Below are 25238 nucleotides of genomic sequence, written 5' to 3'. Positions count from 1 at the left end.
TTCACCCTCTCTAATCTCTAAGTGCCTTTCCTGTTAAGTGTAAAAAGACCGTTTCTAAGTTAGGTTCATTAATGTCTATTGAACGGATATTGATATCTGTATTATTTAGAACATCTATAATTCCTTTAAAAGTCTCTTTCCCATTATTGACTGTTATTATTATTGTATTATCTTCGTAATTGACATCTGATACCTGTTCTACGTTACTTATATTTTTTATTAATTCGTCATCAGCATTATCAACTTTTACAAGAATACGCTTTTTGTCTTCAATCAGATCAACTAATTCCTCTTTAGTCCCATTTGCAATGATCTTACCATTATCCATAATACATACTCTGTTGCAGATATATTCTACTTCTTCCATATAATGACTAGTATATATTACTGTCATACCTTCTTTATTAAGTTCTAGAACAGTATCCAGAATATGTTTTCTCGACTGGGGATCAATTCCAACAGTTGGTTCATCCATTATAATCAACTCAGGTTCATGAAGAAGTGCAGCACCTATGTTGAGCCTTCTTTGCATACCTCCTGAATATTGTTCCACTTTATTTTTCAGTCTTTCAGTTATACCTATAATCTCAGAAATCCTCTTAATCCTATCCCTAAGTTTCTTACCTTTCAATCCATAAGCTCTACCCCAAAATTCAAGATTTTCTTTCCCTGTAAGATTAGGATAAAGTGCTATCTCTTGAGGTACATACCCTAGATTACCTTGAATCGCTTGTGGACTTTTTACAATATCCTTACCTTTATATTCAATAATACCAGCATCTGGCTTAAGTAGAGTTGAAATCATTGAAATAGTAGTAGACTTACCCGCCCCATTTGGTCCAAGCAGTCCCAATATTTCTCCTTCAACTATATTAAATGAAATATCATCAACAGCTTTTATGTCTTTAAAATATTTTTTCAAATGTGATACAGTCAATAATTCCATACATATACTCCTTCTAGATATATTTTTTTCTTCTAATTTATAAACCTAGGATTGAATCTAGATCTTTTAATTCTTTCATCTCAATAATGTCATCCTCTGCAATATCAGGAATATCTATAACTTGTTTTTTACCTATATCCCAATATTTATTGTTAAAAGATAATTTAATGGCTATTGGTTTACCATTCATCTTTTCAGAAATTCTCATATTCATCTCTATATTTTCTTCGATAAGGTATCCATCAAAATCAATATAAGCCTTAGCTTCAAAACTATCAAAAATAAGATTTGAAAAAGCTTCATTAATAACTTCTACAACATCCTCTTTTCTTATCTTATCTGTATTTCCCTCGTCATCAATTACATAAATGAAATCTTCTAAGATTCCAGAATCAATTATAGTATCAATAATGACTTTACTTAATTCATTTAATTGTTCATCCTGGATATTAATCGTTACTTCTTTAGCTTTTACTTGCCCTTCCTTTGTATCTACTATAGTATCATTACCCTTGAGAACATTTTCTTCCTTTAATAAATCTAACCATTTATCCGAAACCGCTTTGAATATATCATTATATTCATTATTGATAAATTTTTCTTTTGTTAGATTAATGTATTTATTGAGTACTGGAATTTTTACATATTGTTCATCACCATCTTTATAGTAATTAGAATCCAGTCCGATTCCGCCTAAATTCATATAAACATCTGTAGCTATCTTATCATCATCCATATCATACTTATTAGTAAGCTGATACATCATTTCACTATAATAATTTAACAGCTTGACTTCTTCCAATGACAAACCTTGTGTATCAAAATCAATATCCAACTTGATTTCTATAGATTGTTTACCAGTTTTCTCAGATTCAGTCTTAACAATTGCATTATTATAATCTATATATGCTTTTGTTGAACACCCCGTCAGAACTATTAATACAATACAAATGGATATAATTTCTTTTAATTTCTTCATATAATGCACCTCTATCCTCCAGTTATTAATCTTCCTTTAATTAATATACACTATAATGGAAAATACAACATGTATCTGATGTCACAATCAACCCATGACTTTTGGCACAAATCATTATTGCCTATATCTTATTTTTTATTGCAAAAATAGCCAATTGCGTTCGGTCTCTAAGATTCAATTTACCTAATATATTCGTGATATGATTTTTGACCGTCCCCTGACTCAAGAATAATTCATCTGCTATCTCTCTATTATTCAATCCTTCTGCCAGTAGACTACAAATATTTTTCTCCCTATCAGTTAATTTATTCACCTGTTCCAAAGATTCAGATTCATATTCATTACTAGCAAACTCTTTAAACCTGTCCATAACCTTAGTTGCCACAGCTGGATTAATCAACGTACCTCCATCGTACACAGTTCGTATAGCTTCAGATATCTCCTTAGGCATAGCATCCTTCAACAAATATCCTGAAGCTCCATACTTAAGAGAATCAAAAATATATTCATCATCATTGAAAGTAGTCAATACAATAATTTTGATGTCTTCCCTATGTTTTTTTATCTCTCTTGTAGCTTCCACACCATTCATAATAGGCATCCTAATATCCATCAATACCACATCTATACTTTCTCTCTTACACCTCTTAACAGCTTCCTCCCCATTCTTCACTCCACCTATTACCTTAATATCATTCTCCCGCTCCAATATCATACTCAATCCCTGCAACAAAATATCCTGGTCATCAACCAACAATACTCTTATCATCCTCTTATTTCCTCCATCTATACATTCTATTTCAACAAGATGTTCCCACCAATTTGGAATCCATCTTTACTCTCATACCAAAGCTCTCCTCCTAACAGATCAACTCTCTCTTTCATTCCTCTTAATCCATATCCTTCTACCACTTTATCACATCCAGCACCGTTATCCACTATACTAAACCCAATCCTATCTACATCATACATAATCACAATACTTATTTCCTTAGCTCTCCCATGCCTAACTGCATTAGTCATCGCTTCTTGAATGACCCTATACAAAGTTATGGTAACATCAGGTCCAAAAATCACCTTATCTCCCACAACCTTAAAATTTATACTAATACCGGTTTTTCTAGAAAACTCATCAACAAGTTCTCTAATATCATCTACATCATTACTCTTTTCACTTTCATCCTTAAAGGTTTCTACAATCTCTCTAACTTTTTTCAAGCTACTCCTAGCGTTTGTCTTAGAATCTTCCATGAGATTTTTTGCACTATCTATATCTTCATCCATCATAGTGCTAACCATCTCAAGTTGCATTATAAGACCAGTCATATCATGTCCAAGAGTATCATGAAGGTCTCTAGCTATTTTATTTCTCTCTTCTACAACAGTCAGATCTTTAATTTTATCAGCATAATCCTGTAATTTCTTATGAGCCTTCAATAATTCTTTATATAGGTTATCAATCTTTTCTCTTCCTTCTTGATGATACTTAGCAAATCCCAATATGACAATAACTAGTGAATTGATCAATATAAAAAGAAACATCTGCGAAATATTAGAAATAGTATTATTTATAGAAATCAGATTGATGAATTTATACATGGATCCAATAAATGATAAGAAATTGATTATATAACTACTTCTTAGATTAAGTAAAAAAGTAGAATCTATCATTATCAGTAAATATACTGCATGTATAAAATAATTTATAGCATATTTTGAATTGACTTCAATAAACAGCAATAATAATATTTTTATTATTAATGAAATAGCCTTTACTCTATTGTCACTAAAAAAATACTTAATCATACTCATAGTCAAATATGCCATAAACAATATTATCAGCAGAACAAATCTATTATCTTTTGCCCCTTCATAAGTAAAAGCAAAATAAAAAATAATTATGGTTATAATATCAATCACATAATATAGTGATTTTCTTGATTTCGTCATATACCAACATCCTAGCCTTTAGTATTTATTGTATATCTTCTTTAATAATATAAATTATAATCTATATGTGTACTGTTTTCAATTTTTGTGTTTCAAATTATTATTTATTTAGAAAAAGGGGCTATTCCTCATAGAAAATTTAAGGAAAATAGAAAGTAGCATTTTCTATTTAATTAAAAAATAGCTATCAAAAATGTTTTGATAGCTTTGAAAAATATTATTCAATATATTCTAACTTATTGTTACTTATGTTCTTTAACTGAACAAAACGCTTTTATTCTATAATGTTTTCTACGATAATATTCATCACTATAGAAGGAATAACATTACCATCTTCATCAATAACTTTGATCTGGATAGTATGTTCTCCATTATCTACAGTTGTAGTATCCCACTCTATAACCTCTGGAACACCTGAATATTCGTTAACTTTGTTATCATCAATATATAATTCTACAACTTCTATTGTTGTCTTTTCGTCTGCATTAGTGTTGATTGAGATAACATCATTAATGATATCGCCTTCATTGAAAGCATTTTCTTCTGATACAGCTAGGTCAGGTAATTCAACAACAGCTGCATCTAGTTTATCAATTTCGAAACTTTGAGTTGATTCAACAGGATATGTTGCAGTTAAAGTAAAATCAGTATCAAAGAAACTGAATGCTGATATTACTATTGAATATGTTCCTGTTTCAGTTGCATCATAAGAGATTGAATTTTTACTATTACCTATTTGATTATTATTAGGATCGTATAATTTCATTTTAAGTGATGTGTTGCTTCCTGATATTTCTAAATCAATAGTACCAGGAGCAGTTACATTAAGATCAACTTGTGCATTACCAAAAATACTTGCAGTTCCTGTATAAGTTTCAGTTACATAACCTACAGTTGTAGTATTATCTACAGTAACTGTAATTTCATTAGATAAACCTTCTTTATTAGATGTGTCTATTGCTTTTACTTTCAAACTATGATCTGCATTACTGACACTAGTAGTGTCCCAGTCATAAGTATAAGGTGCATTAGTATCTTCACCTATTTTATTATTATCAACATAAAATTCAACTTTTGCAACTGCTACATCGTCAGTTGCATCAGCATTTATTGTGATAGTACCATCAACTGTAGCACCATTATTAGGAGATGTGATACTACATGTTGGATCTTCTGTATCTGTTATATTATTTACTGTAACTGCTATAACATTAGAAGTTCCTACATTAGCAGATGTATCAATTGCTTTTACCTTAAGATCATGATTACCATTATTTACGCTAGCAGTATTGAAATCATAGCTGTAAGGAGCCTGATTATCTTCTCCTATTTTATTATTATCAACATAAAATTCAACTTTCTCAACTGCTACATTATCAGTTGCATTAGCATTTATAGTTAACATTCCATCAACTGTAGCACCATTGTTAGGTGAAGTAATACTACATGTTGGATCTTCATCATCTACTACAGCAGTACCGAAGTCCCCTGATGAGAAAAGAGCAAATGGTTGAGGTCCTTGTGGAACATTATATCCTTTTACTTCAACTGTATAATTTCCAATCTCTGGGTTATTAATGTAAATATTTTCTACGTTATTAACTCTATCGTAACTAGTATCATATGGTTGACTGAAATCATTACCATAATATACTGTTCCTGATGGAGATGTTATTTTAACATCTAAGTCATTAACTAAAGCTTTAGATGCTGAAGTTGATCCTGGATAATCTGACCATACTAGAGTTACTCTTAATGGAGTATTAGTTGACTCAACAGCATAAGTGAAGTTTTTAGTTTGATTAGTAGCTAAACTATAATCTTGATCTACATATTCATATTCTTTACTTCTTAATGAATCTTCTAAGCTAATACGTCCCCATCCTTGATCACGGCTTGGGAAACCAAAGCCTAAATCAGTACCACCATTGATTATAGCAGCTTTCATCATTGCTGCACTTGGTGTATGGTTCCATTCATCTACCATGTATTCACGAGCTACTGCTACTGCACCTGCAGTTAATGGAGTAGACATTGATGTTCCACCCATATATGCATAATAAGTATCGTAATCTTCCCAATAATTACTTACAGGAGCTACAGATGATTTTGTAGAAAGAATCCAAGTACCTGGTGCTACGATATCAGGTTTAGTTCTTCCGTCATCACAATCTCCACGACTTGAGAAATAAGCGATCTCATCAGGATTGTCGCCTGCAGTACCTTTGCTAGGACGATTGTTTTCAGTTGCACCTACAGTAATACAGTTTTTAGCAGTACCTGGTGCTCCTATTGAATTATATTGAGTTCCAGAATAACCATCACCTGAGTTTCCTGCTGAGAAAAGAATTATCATATCATCATTATTCCACACATATTCATCAACATCTTGAGAATCTGCAGTATATTGACCACCAACAGCAGCTCCCCATGAATTAGTATGAATACGAGCACCGGCATTATTACCTTGTTGGAACAATGTATTAAGATCATTTGGAAGACCTCCAAGTCCGCCACCTGAATCTAATACTGATTGCATTACAAGGTGTGCTTCTGGAGCAATACCTGTAATCTGACCATTTGAACGGTCTCCACTTCCTAATACTGAACCTGATACATGAGTACCATGACCATGAACGTCATCAGCTGTTGATCTACCAAGTGGATAAATAGCATCTATTCTACCTTGGAAATCTTTATGCATATTACTATTGTTAACACCAGTATCTATACCAGTATCACATACACATACAACTTGACCTTGGCCTTCATATCCAGTAAGTGCAAGATTATTAACACCCATATAACCTCTTGCTACATCATTAAATAGAACGCGTTCAACCATAGGCTCTATATATTTAACTGAACTAAGTTCAGCTAACTGTTCAATATCATTTCGATTCATCTCTACAATAACTTCGTCTTTAGTAGTATCAACTATAATTCCTTCTATTTTTTCTATATATTCATCAAGGACTGAAGGATCATCAAATGTAGCTATTCTAACTTCAACTTTTCCATTATCTCTAACTAAATTGTTTCTATTTTGTTCTAACAGTGGATTTATTTTATATTCTGGTTGGTATACAATGACTTCCTCAACAAAAGGAAGATCAACAACATCTGTAATTATCTCACTGGACAATCTTGATAAATATGAAAAATCAGGGATATATTCTACTAGTTCAGCACCCAATTCTATTACTTCTTCTTTCATATTTTCATCAATAGGTCCATTAAAAGCAATAATGTAATTCATATCTTCAACACTACTCTTAACCTTAGAAACTTCTTCAACATTTAATTCTGCACCTTTCAAATATATAGTCTGCGGCTTACTATTGTCGTTTTCTGTAGCTGCCAACAATGTTTTTGGAGCTAATGTAAAAGTTATTACCATAATAGTTAATACTAAGCATAACTTACTTTTAAGATTTCGTTTCATCTCAATTCCTCCTAATTATTTAATTATTTTTTTTATCTCTAAAAATAGCTGAAAGTTTAGAAGACAATCACCCTTTCTAATAAATATATATTATGTAATTTTAGGTATATTAAATAGACTACTTTGAGTTTTAAGTAAGAATTTGTAATTAATGAGAATATTAGAAATATGATAAGTTGGTGATATATTGAGTTTTTTTCAATTAATTAGATATGTTAGTAACAAGTTCAGACTATAATTTATAAATTATATAACATTATATTAACATATGTGGTAAAAAATGTAAACACTAATTAATAAATTTTTAATATTTTCCACTTGACTTATATATTAGTAAATGTTAATCTATTCATTGACAAGTATCTTTAACTTAGTCCAAGAGAGGCTAGGAAGGTAATATATAACGTGATTAATAGTGATATGATAGGGTTATGCTAGCATATAACCTATTGTAATATTAAAATAACTTATACCTTCCAATGATGGAAGTTTTTTTATGCCTAATATTCAAAGGTATTTTGCAAAAACTATCCTTAACTAGATATCTTGTTTGTACTTAATAACCTTTAATCTAGTACCGTGATGCTAAAAAGGAGGAACTACCATGTTAAAAGGTAAACATTTAATTGAACCCAGTGATTTTACAGTCAATGAATTAGAAGAGATATTCACTCTAGCAGATGACATCATTCAAGACCCTAATAAATATTTAGACGCTTGCAAAGGGAAATTATTAGCCACTCTATTCTATGAACCATCTACAAGAACAAGATTTAGTTTCGAGGCAGCCATGTTAAGACTTGGAGGTCAAGTATTCGGTTTTTCAGAAGCTTCATCTTCATCAGTATCAAAAGGAGAAAGTATTTCTGATACCATAAGAGTCGTAGGCTGTTATGCTGATATTGCTGTTATGAGACATCCAAAAGAAGGAGCTCCAAAACTCGCTTCTAAATATTCTGATATTCCAGTAATCAATGCAGGTGACGGTGGTCATCAACATCCAACTCAAACATTAACAGATTTACTTACAATTCGATCCTATAAAAAAAGTTTCTCCAATAATGTAATCGGACTTTGTGGCGATTTGAAGTTTGGAAGAACTGTTCATTCATTAGTTAAAGCCCTAAGTCGATATGAAAATATTAAATTCGTCTTTATCGCTCCACCAGAACTCAAAATACCATCGTACATTACTGAAGAATTAACTAATCATGAATTCTATCAAACTTCTAATCTTGAGGAAGCTATCCCTGAACTTGATATTCTATATATGACTCGTATCCAAAAAGAAAGGTTCTTCAACGAAGAAGAATACCTTAGACTTAAGGGATACTATAAATTAGACCATGATAAATTAAATAATGCGAAGGATGATATGATAATTCTTCACCCATTACCAAGAGTAGATGAAATAAGCCCAGAAATAGATAATGATAAGAGGGCAGTTTATTTCAATCAAGCCAAATACGGTATGTACGTTAGAATGGCATTGATACTAAAACTTCTAGGAGGGGATATAATATGTTAAAAATAAATGGTATAAAAAAAGGTATCGTCATAGACCATATAAAAGCAGGATCGGGCTATAAAATATTTAAAGAACTAAAACTAGATGAAGCAGATTGTACAACAGCCCTTATTAAAAATGCACCTTCCAATAAGTTAGGTAAAAAAGATTTGATTAAGATAGATAACGTAATCGATATTAATCTTGACGTCCTTGGATTAATCGATCCAGGCTTGACAATAACTATAATTGATGATGAAAAGATTGTTGATAAAATAAAATTATCCCTACCGAAAAAAGTTGTTGGCATATTGAAATGTAAAAATCCCAGATGTGTGACAACCATAGAGAAAAATGAAGAAATCACTTTCACTTTAGTAAATGCAGAAAAGAAAGAATATAAATGTGAGTATTGTGATACGAGAACTTCTCTATAATACTTTCATATTTGAATGAAACAATCCAATTAAATACTTAACTATAGGCTTTGCAGAATAAAATATATGATACTGTATTTTATCCCGCAAAGCTTTTAATCAACATGAATCATTTTATCCATATAATGATATTCAATATGTTATTACCGTTTATCAGCTTACCAGTACTATTGTATTAACTATATATTAAACTCATATATATTTCTTAACAACTTCATATTCTATTCTTAGCTATTAATCTCTTTCATAGCCAATATTTCCATTGACTATTGTTAAATCAACTTTTATATCTTTTATATTATCATGATCTATAATTAATATATCCTTATCAAGAACTACTAAATCAGCTAACATTCCTTCTTTAATGATACCCTTTAAATTCTCATCAAAAGAAGCATATGCCCCTTCTCTAGTAAAAGCACTTAAAGCTTCTTGAAGAGTCACTTTCTGTTCTGGTAGCCATCCGTCTTTTGGAAAACCTTCCAGAGTTTTTCTTGTAACCGCACAATATATTCCATGCAATACATTAAAAGGTTCTACTGGACAATCTGAACCATAAGGAGTATGAATGCCCATATTAATCAATTTCTTGAAATTATAACTATATTTTGCTCTATCTTTACCTATTCTTTTTTCTACTATGTTTATGTCTCCATCTAAGAATATAGGTTGTATGTATGCAATGACTTCTGAATCTCTAAAATCATCAAGTAATTGTTTCGTAGTAATCTGGCTATGTACAATACCATGTCTATGGTCTTTTCTTGGATAATTATTGAGAGCTTTCTTAATACTGCTAAAAGCCATGTTCATGATTTGGTCACCAATACAGTGTATGGCAATTTGCATATCATTTTTATGAGCCTTATCAATTAATGCGTCTAATTGACATTGAGTTAATTTACCAATACCACAAGTTGTTTTATCATCTTCATATGGTTCAGATAAGTAAGCAGTTCTAGCCCCTAGAGAACCATCTGCCAGTATTTTTAACGGTCCTATTTTGAAGAAATCATCACCAATGCCTGTTTTATATCCCTTTTCAAGAAATTCTTCTAAAATGTTTACGTCCCCTAGAAGGCACTGTTCATAGATTCTTACAGGTAGTTTTTCTTCATTTCTTAATTCTTTGTAGGCCTGTATGATCTTTTCATAATCATTGTCTGGAAAGTTATCTAAATCATCAGTTTGGATTGATGTAATTCCTTCACTCAATGCTATTTCACAAGCATTGAAAATCATATCTTTTATCTCTTCTTTTGTCGGTGAAGGCATCTTATTATAGACCATGTTCATTGCATTTTCTCTGAAAACACCCGTTGGATCATTATTGTCGTCTAGATCAAAATGTCCTCCTTCAATCTGTGGAGTATCACTTGTTATACCTAACAATTTCAAAGCATATGAATTAGTTACTAAAACATGTCCACATGCCCTGATAAAACAAACAGGTTTATCCACACTTATTCTATCAAGATCAAATCTATCAAGCATTTTGGGAATATGGAAATTATTTTGATTCCAACCTCTCCCCATAATCCATCCATTACAAAAATATCCATAACCAATATACTCTTTCGCTTTACTTATTATGGCATCTACAGAAGTCAGTTTAGATAATTTGACCATACTATTTGTATAAGCAAAATTGATAAGGTGCATATGACTATCATTAAAACCTGGTAAAAGAGATCTTCCTTTTAGATCTATCAATATGGTACTTTCTTTTTTATGTTCTAATACCTGTGTATCATTTCCTACTTCATATATTTTATTACCTTTTATGCATACCCCTGTAGCATTAAGTTTGTCATCATCCATTGTCACTACTTTACCATTATATAAGATTATATCCATTTTATCTCCCCTTAAATTATACTTTATATATAACAGATAATTATATATTATAAGTATAATTGTTTTTGGATAAAATTAAAAGGTATGCCAGCGTTTTTTCATCATATGTGCTGCTACTTTTGGTTGTCTTTGCCTTGTGAAAATACCTTTTCTATTTCCCATTATTCTTGTAGTTCCTTGTTTCGTAGCAAAATCAGCAAAATTCCATATTTGCTCCCCAATAACATAATCTAATCTATCAAAGACTCTATGAAAAGATTTCAACATCTCACATTGATACTCTTCAGTAAACATTTCAGGAGGATCTGAATGTAGACCCTGAATAGTATCGGCTCCATACTCAGTCATGATGATAGGCAAATCAAACTTGTCGTGCCAAGCTTGTAATTCATTTTCCAGTTGATATTCTATTAAATCCAACTGCCCACAGTCTTCGTACCAAGAATAATACTTATTCAAACAAATCACATCAAATAATCCTGCTACTTTGCACGCCTTTTCACCATAAGGGAATGCATAGTTAACCATTGTCATTGGTCTAGAATCATCTAACTCTCTTGTTCTTGCGGCTACTTTAGTGAAATATGGCACAGCTCCATCTTCCCATGAAGAAGGTTCATTAGCCACACTCCACATAACAACTGAAGGATGATTTTTATCTCTGTTGATCAATTCGTCCATAACATTCAAATGATGCTCTAGTGTGACATCATTGATTCTTTCATCCACAAAGACTTTTCTGTCTTCATTGAAAAAAGTCATTCCTACTGCAGGAGATTCGTCAATAACCATAATACCTAACTTATCTGCTACTTGTAATACTTCTTCGGCATATGGATAATGTGAAGTTCTAAATGAATTAGCACCTATCCAATTCATAAGATTGAAATCTTTTATGATAATGGAATTATCTAACCCTTTACCTTTAATATCCATATCTTCATGTTTACCGAAACCTCTAAAATACATAGGCTCATTATTTATAAGGAATTTCCCATCTCTAATACATACTGTTCTAATACCCACATTAAGGCAATATTCATCTACTATTTCATTATTAAGAATAATATGTATGACCATCTTATATAGATATCCATGTCCAGGTTTCCATAAAATAGCATCAGGAATTTTAACATTGCCTTGTAACCCTAAATTCATTCCTACTAGTTTATTGTCTTTATCAAATATAGATACTTTTATGTGTACTAGTTCATCATTACATACAATATCATAATCTATAATTCCATCATTATTTTCTATATCTGTATCTATGTCTACTTCTTTAATGAATATTTTAGGCGTTGTATATATCTTGATTGGTCTATGTAAACCTGCATAATTATAAAAATCATGAAAATATTTCTGAACTTTATGTCCATTAGGATATCTATGATTCTCTTTCATCTCAACAACTTCTCCTGGAGGAAGGGTAGTCCAGTCCAATACGTTATTGACACAAATGGTAATTCGATTCTCTCTTCCATACTCGATATATTCATTTATTTCCGCCTCGAATGGTAAATAACCACCTTTATGCTCTGCAACTTTTTTACCATTAACCCATACAATACCATAATGAGTAGCACTTCCCACTCTTAGTATAATCCTCTGATTGTGCCATGATTTAGGTATGATAACTTTTCTTTCATACCAAACATCACCAATATGGTCTTTAATTTCCTTGTTCTGTGTAATATCATTATAACTAGATGGTACTGGCATTAAAATAGTCTCTTGCAAATCTTCAAAATACCACTTTTCTTCTCTTCCTTTATTATTTTTGTCTAACTTAAAATTCCAGATACCTGATAGATCTTTAACTTCTCTTGAATAACTTTCTACTGGATAAAGCATGATGTCCTCCTTTATCTTAATTATGAAATTTTCTTATTATTTTATGTACGACTATTGACTCTAACTTAATCTTGACAACTAAAATCTACTATTTCCATAAATAGAAAAATGGAACGTAATATTTTTAACTTTAACATTATTATCAAATAAAATATCGTAATCCCCGTTCAACCTATGATTGAATATAATATTTTCTTTAAAAATCTGCACTTTACCCTTTTCCCACATATTTGTTCCATTCTTTTTGATATCAGCTATTATTGAATAATTATCACTTTTTTCTTTATTGGTTGTGCCTTTTATTAAGAAACTATCATTGTCATTATCAAAATACTCAAAAGAAATATAGCCCCTATAGTAATTATCTCTTAATCTCTTAGCTATACCTTCTTTAAATTTCAGATAGAGTCCCCCTTCATCAGAATAACTGATGATATTTTCATTTGGTAAGTTCACTTCCAGATAATCTATTGTTATTTGTTGCAAGACATTATCTAATAGTGATATTATCCCCTCAATCTCAAGCTTTGCCTCTACATAGCTTCCTTTTGAGACCATTATTCCTATTTCATCTAAAATAGATTCATAACAAATTGTTTCTAACCCAACTTTGTTCAAAAGATCTACTTTTTTTCTAAGGTCAAAAAGTTTAAAAGGTAAACCCATGCCGTCGGTGTTCTGATTAATACCCTTAAAATCTGCAGCATATTTTTCAGTAGTCAACAATTCTCTATATCCATCTATAATTGTAGGCTCTATTTGATGCCTTTCCGTATAATCATTCCATGAAACAATATATACAATATCTATATCACTTTTATTGACTGCATTGTATTTCCACATTTCTTCGTAAGTTCTACCATTATCTCTAGGTATGTGAGACAAATCATGCTTATCCCATGATGCACAGGCTCTATTGTCCATACCTGGTGCTGCACTGCTTATTTTTATTTTAAAAGAATCTTCGTACTTATCTTGTCCTAAGTTCAAGGTATCTAAATAATCTACTGTATCTTCTACCACTGCGTATCTATCCCAGTTATCATACTTGGTACCTTCTCCTTTTCTGACTCTAGTTGGCATCCATCCGAAAACTCCCTGCATTATGTCTAGCCATTTCGTATGTGTTAATTCATAATTAACCTTGTTTTCTGTAACCTGACCATTGATGGGTGCTCTAGTGAAAAACCAAGGATCTTTCAACCCTTGTGGAATTTTATATTCTTCACTCAATATGTTTTTAAATTCTTCAACAGTAGGACCTCCACCGAACATGAAGATTATTGGATGTCCATTAAATGTTACACCTGTTTTTTTACTGAATACATTATCTAATAAATATTGAAGAGATTCTTTAAATAGATTTACCTTATCTTGTCTATCATTTATGGTATGAAATTCTTCTATCCAATCATAAAAATGCCATGCATCACACCAATTTATACCTATCTCGAAATCATACTTCTTAGCAATTTCCATTATACCTAATAATTCTTTATTGCTTCTATGTTCTTTGAACCCCCATTCTACAAAAAAACCATCTATATGAGCAGCTTTAGCAAGTAAAATTTGGTACTCTATATAATGTGGATCATTTTGAGATTGTATACCAGTAATAGGATAGGACATTGCTGCAACATCATTTAACCCATTCTCTAATATTAAATCTCCGTTATAGTTAACTGTTCTATTTTTTACTTTGCTTTTTTTGGCAGTACCTGAAAACTTCCAATGTCCTAATTCACCATCAACAATCCTAGTACATCTTGGTCCATGATAATCGGCATAGACTTTTTTATTATTCTTATCCATAATCATCAACTCCTTCATTAATCTTATCACTATCTGATATTACATCATTTTGATAAAAATCATTCTAATATTATTTACTATAAATGTTGAAATCCAACGATATATTTCTAACTTTTCCATTCCCTCTGAAAACTAAATCCGAATCATTTTCTGCAGAATGATCTAACTTGATATTTTCTTTGTATAACCTTATTTTTGCCTGTTTCCACATACCTGTTCCTGTCTTAGAGATACTGCAAACATATGTAAAATCTCCTAAATCACTAGTTCTATCTGTAGCAGAAAAAACTTTTATGCTTTTTTTATCGTCATCATAATACTCGAATATCAAGTATCCTTCGTAATAGTTATCACGTAACTTATCACATAGTTGTTCACTAAATGTCATGAAAGCACCATTTACCACATCATAATCATTGCTTTCTTCATCAACATGACTTTCCAAACCATCATTTACATCATCTTTATTACTATCTTCAACATTATGTTTATTTATTGTAGAATCTGTTGAATCATTTTTATAGGCTAAGAGTTTTATTTCTTTGATTCTTACTCCTCGTCCCTTTTGTTCATTAGAATAAAATCTTACTTTATCAGTTTTGATAGGTGTTTCGAATTCAAATTCCATATCTTTTATTTTATTATTAGTAAATTTTGTATTAGGCATTGTATTCCAATTCATTCCATCCCAATATTGAAGTTCGAAATCACGAACTGCCCAACCTTTATCATCACCCATATATAATTCTGCTTTTACGATTTCACTTTCTTCGTCTAAATCTATTTCTAGCCAATGTTCATCTATATTTCCTGGTGTTTTCCACCTAGAATCTAAAGATATAATTCCATCAACCGCTTTTTCAGGACCATAATTTTTTAATGAGGCATTAGCTTTAACAAGTCTGTTTAGAGCTATATTCTCCATAGGTGGATAAATAACTACTGTATTTGATTCTGTTTTTGCCCCTTCATCATCATATGCTATTGCTTTTAAGTTATGTTGTTTACCTGAAATCTGGGCAATCTCATAAGTAAAAGTATCATCGTTTCCTTTCCACATTGTCCCTAAAATAATTTCATTATCAACTATATCAATTCTTTCTATCCGACCATCTATATCATTAGCTTTTACAGTAACTCTTATATTTTGACCATAATCATATTCTTCATTTTGTTTAGGATTGATTATCTCAACACTAGGGAACTCATTAGAAAACAATTTAATTTCTCGTATTATGATTGATGTATCTGGGGATTCGTCTATCCATATTCTGACACGATCAGTAGTAACTGATGATTCAAAATAAATACTAAGACTAGCCATATCATTATCAACTATTTCAATGCTAGGTATATTTATCCATTCACCATTGATAAAATACTGCAATTTAAAATTTCTTAATATACTGCTATCGTCTATTCCAGTAGCAATCGTAGTATTAGTTAAGTTATATGTATCCCCTAAATTTATTTCAACCCAGATAGGCTCAGATGAATTAATAGCCCTCCATGCATGATTATTTGACGTAACGCCATCTACAATGTATTCAATATCTGAACTATCATTATTAGTATTGATTTCTTTACCATAAGCTACATTTTTATCACTAGGAATCGAAATTGTTATATCATCTGATGGTATTTTTAATGAATGTTCTTCTGTTTTAATCAATCTTTCTAGCTTACTTACTTCAACTTCAATATTTCCTAATGATACCTTAGCATCATTGTATTCTTTAGAACTTATTTCTATCGCAACATCATCTAATTGATCCATCAACGAATCTATATCAAACCCTATCTTATGTAATTTTCTTACTCTTTTCCTTAATTTAAATATTTTTTCTGGTAGATCTACACCAGTAACATCCGATGTAATCTGTTTTAACTGTGCTGCATATTTCTCTGTTATCATTATTTCTCTATATCCATCTTCTACTGTAGGTTCTATTTGATGACCTTCGGTATAATCATTCCATGAAGCGATATAGACAGTATCTATATAATCTCTGTTTGTTACATTATAATTCCACATTTCTTCATAGACTTGTCCATCAGCTCTATCAATCATTTTTAATTCTGTTCCCCAACCTGCGCATCCTCTATTATCCATAGAAGGTGTTACGACACTATTTCTCAAAATGATATTATCATTTTCTATGAATGCATCTTTTAGAGCTTTTAGATATTCTATAGTATCTTCTTTAGTCGCAAATAGATCAAATTCATCAAAACCTGATTCTTGTGCATCTCTTATTCTATTTGGTATCCACCCAAAAGGACCATTAATTACATTATTCCACTTTGTAGCATTATATCTATACTCTACAGTATCACCTATTAGTTTTGATGACATTGATGCTCTTCTAAAGTACCAAGGTTGTAAAATACTGTCAGGTGTATCAACCGAACTTATTATCTCATCAAGTTGTTCATTATCGAAACCACCACCAAATACATAAATAATTGGATGACTTTCAAATAAAGCACCTGTTGGTTTATTATAAACTTCATCCAACAAATATTGTAAACTGTCTTTTGCCGCTTCAATTTTATCTTCATCTGTTTTTATATCAGGTCTTACTCTCTTTATCCATTCATTCATATGCCATGCATCACACCAATTGACTCCAACTTCAAAATCATATTTTTGTGCAATTTCTTGCATAACTTTCAATTGTTCATCCGATCCATGTCCTGGGAACCCCCATTCTACAAAGAATCCGTCAATATGTGCTATTTTGGCCAGTAATATTTGATATTCTATGTAATCCTTGTCTAATTGTGACTGCATCCCTACAATAGGATAAGCAGTTGAAGCTATCTGATTTTTTCCATTTTCATCAATGATATCACCATTAAATGCAAAATAATGTTTACTAGCACTGCTTTTTTTAGCATCTCCAACAAACTTCCAATTACCTAGATTTCCATCATGTTCCCTTGTATACCTTGGACCATGATAATCGGCATATACTTTTTTAATTGTATGAGAAGTAGTATTATCATTACTCGAAGGATTATTGGACAAAGTTTCACTTGCTATTGTAGTTTTCTTATCATCAATATTATTTAAACAATTTGGAACTGCTTCATTCTCTTCTGATGCATGAATTTCTAGATTTATGCGAAATGATATTACTCCAACCGATAAAACAATAAATAGAAAATATATAATAGTTCTCTTAGCTTTATTCATATAAACTGCCTCCATTTTCTAATTAATCTTTTTAAGTAATAATAATACAATATTTCCCTAGATTCTACAATATAACTTGAATTGACCTTAATTATAGTCAATCCAAGTTATTTTAAAAAACTGTCTAGTACTTATTTTAAATTACTAACTTTTTCATTATATCTGTCATAAGCAGTAGCATATATCTCTTCTAAACGATTACCGCCATGTCCTTCTAAATATTCAACAAATTTATCATAGTCTGACATGGAAGTTTCTCCTGTTATGAATTTTAATGAAGTTTCTTCTACATAAGTCAATAGATTAGTTTCGATTTCAGCTTTTTCTTCAAGTTCCTCTTCAGTAAAAGTTAAATTAATTCTATAATTATTTTCAAACATCTCTACTTCTTCTTTATATTTCTCTAACATATCTGTATATCCATCAATAAATTCTTCATAACCATCATCTTTTTCTATACGCATAAGACGATTATGATTTAAGCCCAAATCGTTTTCTCCATCAATAGTACCTTCTGGATTATAAGGTGCTTTAATTTCTTTCACATATTGTTTCATATCATTATCAACAATATAGTGTTTACCTTCTTCACCCCATTGTATTAATGTGGCTGCCTCATCTGAATACATATAATCAATCATTTCTAATACCCTATCCAAATGTTTTGTATGGGCTCCTACTCCAAAAGATGTCCAAATTCCCACAGTTTCAGCTATATTCAATCTTGGTTTTTCATAATAATTAGTAGTTAAAGGCATAATTGCTGATAATTGAAAATCTTGGTTGTCAGGATGTAATTTTCTGTAAGCCTCTGTTTCTGTTCTTGCTCTTGATGCATAATCTATTGTAAATACCCCAGTTTCATCTAATAATTTTTCTTCCCATTGTTGTCTTGAAGCAGTGAAGAATTCTTGATCCATTAATCCATCTTCCCAAAATCCGTTAAAATCTTCAACTAACTCTTTGAATCCCTCATTTAATGGTCCATATGTCCATTTTTCTTTATTTATGTCATAGAAAACACTTTGATTTGTATTATAATGTACACCGTAAGCCCATAAAAAATTCATTTTATTTCTGTTAACCATACCCACCATGTCTGGATGTTTTTCTTTGATGGCTTTTAATACAGTATGTAATTGATCAAAATCTTTTGGAATCTCCATATTGACTTCTTCAACTAAATCTTTTCTGATTATAGGTACACTCTTGAATTGTATTTTTTCAGAGAATCTAGGTAAATTGTAAATATGACCATCACTAGCTAATAAAGAGGCATATATATTAGGATCTTGTTTAACTTTTTTTTCAAAATTAGGCATTGCATCAAAATGCTCATCAAGTGCTATTAGAGCACCTTTAGCTCCGATTTCTTTTCCTAGATCTCCAGGTACAGGTGATATTATATCTGGAAGCTTATCCGAAGCAACCAATAATTGTAATTTTTCCATATGAGCATCTTTAGTATTACAATTGAATTTGATATTTATATTAAATTTATCTTTCATAATATTATTAATAATAAAATCCTCACCTGCATTGTTTTTATTATTAAGTAACATAAATTCAATATCAATAGGTTGCTTTCCGTTTTCTTCGTCTGTGTTTTGTGTTTGTTTTCCTTTATCAGCAGTAGCATTTGTTGATTTTCCTTTTTTACCACACCCAACAAATAAAGAACCTACTATCACAACTACTAAAATCATTGTAATCATTTTTCTTATCATTTTCATGTGCAAAAACCTCCTAGTTATTTTTTTTATATTATAATGTCCTATTTAAGAACTATTATAAGCTTTAACCTTTTAGTGACCCTATCATTACACCTTTTACAAAATACTTCTGAACAAAAGGATATACGCATAATATTGGAATCAACGCAACTATGATGGATGCACCAACTAGCATATCACTCGTTGGTGGTATCTGCCCCAATGCTTCCATTTCTTCCATACCAGAAAAATCTTGTTCTACAATCATATCCTTCAATATTACCTGTAACGGATATTTTACTTTATCTTTCATATAGATCATTGGATAGAAATAAGCGTTCCAATGTCCTACTGCATAGAATAAACCTATCGTTGCCAAAACAGGTTTTGATAAAGGAAGTACGATCTTACTGTATATCTGTAAATCATTTCCTCCATCTATCCTAACTGATTCAAAAATTTCTTCAGGTAATCCTTGCATATAAGTTCTTGTAATGATCATATTGTAAGTATTTATAGCTCCAGGTAATACAATGGCCCAAATACTATTATAAATACCTAAATTTTTCACAAGTAAGAAATTAGGAATTAAACCACCGCTAAAAAACATTGTGAAAATAACCAATATCGTAATTGTATTTTTAGCTATCAAATCTTTTCTAGATAAACAGAAAGCAAATGAACTGGTTAATAGTAGATTAATCACAGTTCCAACTACTGTATATAGAATAGTGTTTTTATATGCAACCCAGAAATATTTATCTGCAAAAACCTGATGGTAGGCTTGTAAATTAAATCCTTTTGGTATTATCGTTACTAGATTCGCTTGTACATATTCTGTTGAACTTAATGAGATTGCCAACACGTATAATAGTGGATATAACGTAATAATTAAAATTATTATCATCAATATTGTGTTAACGACATCAAATGTTTTTGAACCGAAACTCTTATCTTTTATCATTTATTTACACCCCTTACCATAAGCTAGTATCTGATATTTTACGGCTAAATTTATTTGTGACTATAATCAATACTAATGCTATCAATGAATTCATTAACCCAACAGCAGTACCAAAACTATAATTAGCTTTTAGAATTCCGTATCTATATACATATGTAGAAATGATATCAGCAGTTTCGTAAATTTTAGGATTATACATTAGAATGACTTTTTCAAATCCTACACTCAAAAGTCTTCCAAGCCTAAGAATCAATAAGACGACAATTGTCGGCTTAATACCTGGTAATGTAACATGCCACATACATCTGAATCTACCTGCCCCATCCATTTTTGCTGCTTCATAGAGCTGGGGATTAATACCTGCCATAGTCGCTAGATATATGATTGAGCCCCATCCAAATCCCTGCCATATACCAGATGATACATATAGATTTCTGAACCATCCTTTTTCCATAAAAAAGTTGATTTCTTGGCCGCCAAAAAATTCAATGATATTGTTAACAACTCCTCCATTAGGAGAAAGCATTGTTTTTAATAATCCAACTACTATAACCACTGAAATAAAGTGTGGCAGATAACTTACTGTCTGGACTGTACTCTTGAATTTTTTACTTTTTATTTCATTTAACAATAATGCAAATATGATAGGTATAGGGAATCCGAAAATCAAATCATAAAAACTTAATAGGAACGTATTCTTTATTAACCTCCAGAAATAAGGACCGAAAATGAACTGTTGGAAATATTTCAATCCAACCCATTGGCTTCCCCATATTCCAAATCTGAAATCATATTTTTTAAATGCTATTAATACTCCATACATAGGGACATATCTAAAAATTATATAGTATATCAAACCAGGTAATAGCAATAATAATAAATACTTTTGTTTTTTTGCTTTCTTTAATACAGAACATTTATTTTTATTACTTCTCAATATTAACAACTCCTTCTATTATTTTTTATATTGTAGGCTTAAGATATTTCCCTCTTCGCACAACTAGTTGACACATATTACGTTATCAATAATTGTTCTTACGGTAAAGAGTAACATTATTAAAATCAATGCATTATTTTCAAAACTATAGTGCATTATTTTAAATCAGCATAATGCATTATATTAAATGATTGTTTTTATGTATAATAAAGTCAATTTATTTTGTCACATTTTGTATGTTTTTAACAAAGACCAACCCTTATCTTTTTTGGATAAGGGTTGGTCTTTATAATTATTATTGTATTTATTTGTTTATATCTCTCTACTATCTTTTATGTTCAATCTGTACTCGTTTGGTGATATACCTACTTTCTTCTTGAATGTTCTGGCAAAATTATTATATGTACCGAATCCCACTTGCTCTGATATATCTTTTATCTTTTGATTACTGCTTTGAAGAAGGTCTTTTGATTTTTCTATTCTATATTCTACAAGATATTGAGAAAATGCTATTCCTTGATACTTCTTGAATAAAGTTGATATATATGCTGTTGATAGATTTATTGCTTCACTAATGATTTCTATTGAAAGTTCTTTCTCTTTGTAATGTTTTTCAATATAATCAATAACGAAATCACCCACATATTTGCTTTTATCTTCTTGAATTTCACTATCTTTGATTAATGATTTAAAGCTATCACTGAAATATTTTTTCCTCTCTTTTACAGATTGTATTTTAGTGATATCTGAATTGATCTTCTCTATATTACATTCAAATTTGAATTTAGTAGATACTCTAATATAAGCATTCATCATTTCCACTAGCAAATTGTTCATATATCTATTAGGAATATTCTTGTTTTTATCAAAGATGCCTACAATAATATCTTCTATAGCCTTCTTATTACCAAGATATATGTTTTCAACTAATTTTTGTTTGAAGTCCAGTGGTATATAAATACTGTTATTTGTTGCATTATCTACATTATATTTATATATGCCTGTTTCATTACTGCTATTGCCATAATTGATTATATTAACTGCTTGATCATAAGAAGTACCAATATCATAGATAGTTGTCACAATGTTTCCTATTCCAACAATAGCTTTTATATCATATTCACATTTTATATCCCATAAGCAATCAATAATTTTATCTTCTTTGATATTATCTTGATTAAGAATAACTATACAGTTATATTCATTTTCATAGATTTCTTTTATTATGCATTCATCAATCAATTTCTGTTTGATATATGCTATATAGTCACATAACGTGTTACCATCATCACTTATCATTTGCATAATGATAAATTGACTGAACTGGAATTTATTTTTCAACTTATTGTCTATAATACCATTTTTAAGTGCTTGTAGAATAAGTTTGTTTTCCTCATTATTATCACTTTCCACTTTAAGATAATTAACGTTACCCAGTATTTGAGCAAATTCATTTTTATATTCTTTTTTATTTTGTTTATCATCAAAACTATCTAGAATTTGAATGATAGGCTTGTAATATAATCTACTTGCTATAAAAGCAATTATCACTCCAAGAATAATAAGAAAAAGAATACTGTAAAACATCAATTTCTTAATATATTCAATATTTTTTAATATATTCTTATAGGGTGTTACAGTTAAGTAATACCAATCTGTGAACTCCGACCTAGAATATACTACCAAGTTATTATTATAATTGAAATTGAATCCGTCATTTTCGTTTATAACTTCTAGGTATCTATTATCTATTTTATTGGTAACAGAATTTTTGTCGGTACTTGATAAAATATTACCACTTTCATCTATAATATAAAAAGTCCCATAATCACTTATAACTCCATCATTAATAGAAGTTATTATTTTTTTTTCATTAATCATAGCAATAAATTTTTCCATCTCATTAGTATAACTTAAACTTGTATGAAACATTAAGTAATCACTATATTTTTTCATCTTCAAGTTATTATTGATCAAAACTTTCTGAGTAGGAAAATAATTAAAATTAGAGTTTGCCTCTATAATATCGCTGATAGTATCTTTCTCTATTGCTTTGAATTTATAATATTGTTTGAAGATATAATCTTTATTCATGCTTCCTTCATTATATAATATATATTTCTTATCAGTTCCATACAGCATACACATATCAACTAAGTTATTATTATATGCTAATTTATTTAGTTCACTTATTAAATATTTCTTATTATTCAAGTCGTCCATATTCTTGAATTTTGTTTTATTTTCATTGCTTTGTAAAAAAGAAAAAATTTCTTTACTTATATTATTGAATTTTTCATCTATAACTTTTCCATAATAATTCAAATAGTTTTTATTTATATCTATTTCCCTTGTTATTAAAGAACCCTTTAAGTAGTTATAAACCAAAATGCTTCCTATAGTAATAAATAAGATTATAACTATATAACTAAAGAATAATTTAATAAATGTACTTTTCATTTTATAAATTTTAATATTCTTCATAAAAAAATTAAGTCTTTTATTCATATTTTAGTCCTTATACACTTCAAAGTTTTTTCTTTAGTAAATTATTACCTATATAATATTACATTTTCAGACAATATTAGTCAAGTTTTTCTTTTTGCGATTCTACTATATTTTATTTTTTTATCTTATCAATAAAATCATTGGTTTTATCTACAAATTCATACATGCTGTTGACCAATAGATTATCAAATGCTTGCCCTGATCTCTTTTCCAAAAAGAATAAAGAAACTGCTCCAAGACCTACATGGGTACCTACTGCAACACCCATCTGCATAATATATATGTCACCTTTAAAATCTGTATCTCTTATCATTCTTTCTTTTAGATTTTCAGCATATTTTATATCCGAGGTATACCCTATTATTATAAAATTAGTATATCTTTCATCAACTCTTTTATTGAATTCGTTTATTAAATATGATAATACTCTTTTTCTTCCTCTTTCTTTTGCAACTATAGATCCTTTACCTTTTTTCATTGTCATTATCGGTTTGATTCTTAATATTTTCCCTATGAATGCACTAGCATTAGTAAGTCTACCACTTTTAATTAAATGATCTAGGTCATCTACAGTCAAATAATGTTTTACTTGTTTTTTGAAATGTTCTATCCATTTTACTAATTTATCATATTCGATACCTTTATCACGATAAATTGCTGTTTTCATTATTAGCCATCCGCTACCATGACTCATACATTTGGAATCTATTACAGTTATTCTAATATCAGATCCTTCATTTTCTTCATAAAAATAAGTTTTTGCCAGTTCTGCTGATTGATAAGACCCGCTTGTAGCACTTGACATACATATACATATAATTTCTGTATGTCCTTCATCAACAGCATTATTATATAATTTTAGGAATTCTGATGGATTAGGCATTGATGTTGTAGGTTCTTTGTCTAGTTCTTCGATTATTCTATAGAATTTATCTGCTGATATATCAATTTTATCTCTATATAATTTTTCATCGATATTAATAGTAAGGGGTGCAACACCTATATTGAATTTTTCGATTATTTCTGGTGACAAATCACAAGTTGAATCTGCAATTATTTTTATCATATTTTTACCTCCTGATGTCCATTTAATGTAGATTTTAGTTTATTTTTAAAATATGTAGCATCTGA

16 protein-coding genes are annotated in these 25238 nt (G+C 30.1%); 2 read left to right on the top strand and 14 right to left on the bottom strand.

Annotated features, from left to right (window positions below; all coding sequences use genetic code 11):
- Positions 1-10: 10 nt before the first annotated feature.
- From QMG30_RS11380 to QMG30_RS11360, 5 genes are all read right to left on the bottom strand, one after another.
- Positions 11-946 carry an ABC transporter ATP-binding protein gene (locus QMG30_RS11380; protein WP_281815451.1) on the bottom strand — a complete coding sequence of 312 codons (936 nt, stop codon included), beginning with the start codon at positions 944-946 and terminating at the stop codon, positions 11-13.
- 37 nt (positions 947-983) lie between these two features.
- Positions 984-1925: a hypothetical protein gene (locus tag QMG30_RS11375; protein ID WP_281815449.1), complete on the bottom strand. Its 942-nt coding sequence runs from the start codon at positions 1923-1925 to the stop codon at positions 984-986.
- Positions 1926-2046: 121 nt separating this feature from the next.
- Entirely contained in the window at positions 2047-2694 is a 648-nt protein-coding gene (locus QMG30_RS11370; RefSeq protein WP_281815448.1) for a response regulator transcription factor, read from the bottom strand.
- 26 nt (positions 2695-2720) lie between these two features.
- Positions 2721-3875, bottom strand: a complete 1155-nt coding sequence (locus QMG30_RS11365) for a sensor histidine kinase (RefSeq protein ID WP_281815447.1) — start codon at positions 3873-3875, stop codon at positions 2721-2723.
- Between the two features lie 274 nt (positions 3876-4149).
- The gene (locus QMG30_RS11360; protein WP_281815446.1) at positions 4150-7320 is read right to left on the bottom strand and encodes an Ig-like domain-containing protein; all 3171 of its coding nucleotides are present in this window, start codon (positions 7318-7320) and stop codon (positions 4150-4152) included.
- Between the two features lie 604 nt (positions 7321-7924).
- Between QMG30_RS11360 and pyrB the strand changes: the two genes are divergently transcribed.
- Together pyrB and QMG30_RS11350 are read left to right on the top strand one after the other, a co-directional pair.
- Positions 7925-8848, top strand: a complete 924-nt coding sequence (gene pyrB / locus QMG30_RS11355) for an aspartate carbamoyltransferase (RefSeq protein WP_281815445.1) — start codon at positions 7925-7927, stop codon at positions 8846-8848.
- Positions 8842-9264 (top strand): aspartate carbamoyltransferase regulatory subunit, encoded by a 423-nt coding sequence (locus QMG30_RS11350; protein WP_281815444.1) that lies wholly within the window; start codon positions 8842-8844, stop codon positions 9262-9264. Before pyrB ends, QMG30_RS11350 begins: the two co-directional genes overlap by 7 nt.
- Before the next feature lie 234 nt (positions 9265-9498).
- Here QMG30_RS11350 and QMG30_RS11345 read toward each other — a convergent pair whose 3' ends face one another.
- The 9 genes from QMG30_RS11345 to QMG30_RS11305 form a co-directional block, all read right to left on the bottom strand.
- Positions 9499-11121, bottom strand: coding sequence for an amidohydrolase (locus tag QMG30_RS11345; protein ID WP_281815443.1), 1623 nt, complete (start codon positions 11119-11121; stop codon positions 9499-9501).
- Positions 11122-11196: 75 nt separating this feature from the next.
- Positions 11197-12975 carry a beta-glucuronidase gene (gene uidA / locus QMG30_RS11340; RefSeq protein ID WP_281815442.1) on the bottom strand — a complete coding sequence of 593 codons (1779 nt, stop codon included), beginning with the start codon at positions 12973-12975 and terminating at the stop codon, positions 11197-11199.
- Between the two features lie 78 nt (positions 12976-13053).
- Positions 13054-14787: a glycoside hydrolase family 99-like domain-containing protein gene (locus QMG30_RS11335; RefSeq protein ID WP_281815441.1), complete on the bottom strand. Its 1734-nt coding sequence runs from the start codon at positions 14785-14787 to the stop codon at positions 13054-13056.
- Between the two features lie 70 nt (positions 14788-14857).
- A complete protein-coding gene (locus QMG30_RS11330; protein ID WP_281815440.1) occupies positions 14858-17986 on the bottom strand; it encodes a discoidin domain-containing protein in 3129 nt (1042 codons plus the stop codon).
- A gap of 131 nt (positions 17987-18117) precedes the next feature.
- Entirely contained in the window at positions 18118-19719 is a 1602-nt protein-coding gene (locus QMG30_RS11325; protein WP_281815439.1) for an extracellular solute-binding protein, read from the bottom strand.
- Between the two features lie 64 nt (positions 19720-19783).
- Positions 19784-20662: a carbohydrate ABC transporter permease gene (locus QMG30_RS11320; protein WP_281815437.1), complete on the bottom strand. Its 879-nt coding sequence runs from the start codon at positions 20660-20662 to the stop codon at positions 19784-19786.
- 13 nt (positions 20663-20675) lie between these two features.
- A complete protein-coding gene (locus QMG30_RS11315; protein ID WP_281815435.1) occupies positions 20676-21599 on the bottom strand; it encodes an ABC transporter permease in 924 nt (307 codons plus the stop codon).
- Between the two features lie 312 nt (positions 21600-21911).
- Complete coding sequence (locus QMG30_RS11310) at positions 21912-23987, bottom strand: AraC family transcriptional regulator (protein WP_281815434.1); 2076 nt, start codon at positions 23985-23987, stop codon at positions 21912-21914.
- Positions 23988-24219: 232 nt separating this feature from the next.
- Positions 24220-25173, bottom strand: coding sequence for a DegV family protein (locus tag QMG30_RS11305; protein ID WP_281815432.1), 954 nt, complete (start codon positions 25171-25173; stop codon positions 24220-24222).
- Between the last annotated feature and the right edge of the window lie 65 nt (positions 25174-25238).

This window comes from Vallitalea longa (assembly GCF_027923465.1).
In the GTDB taxonomy this organism is placed as follows: domain Bacteria; phylum Bacillota; class Clostridia; order Lachnospirales; family Vallitaleaceae; genus Vallitalea; species Vallitalea longa.
This window is presented reverse-complemented; position numbering and strand designations above follow the sequence as displayed.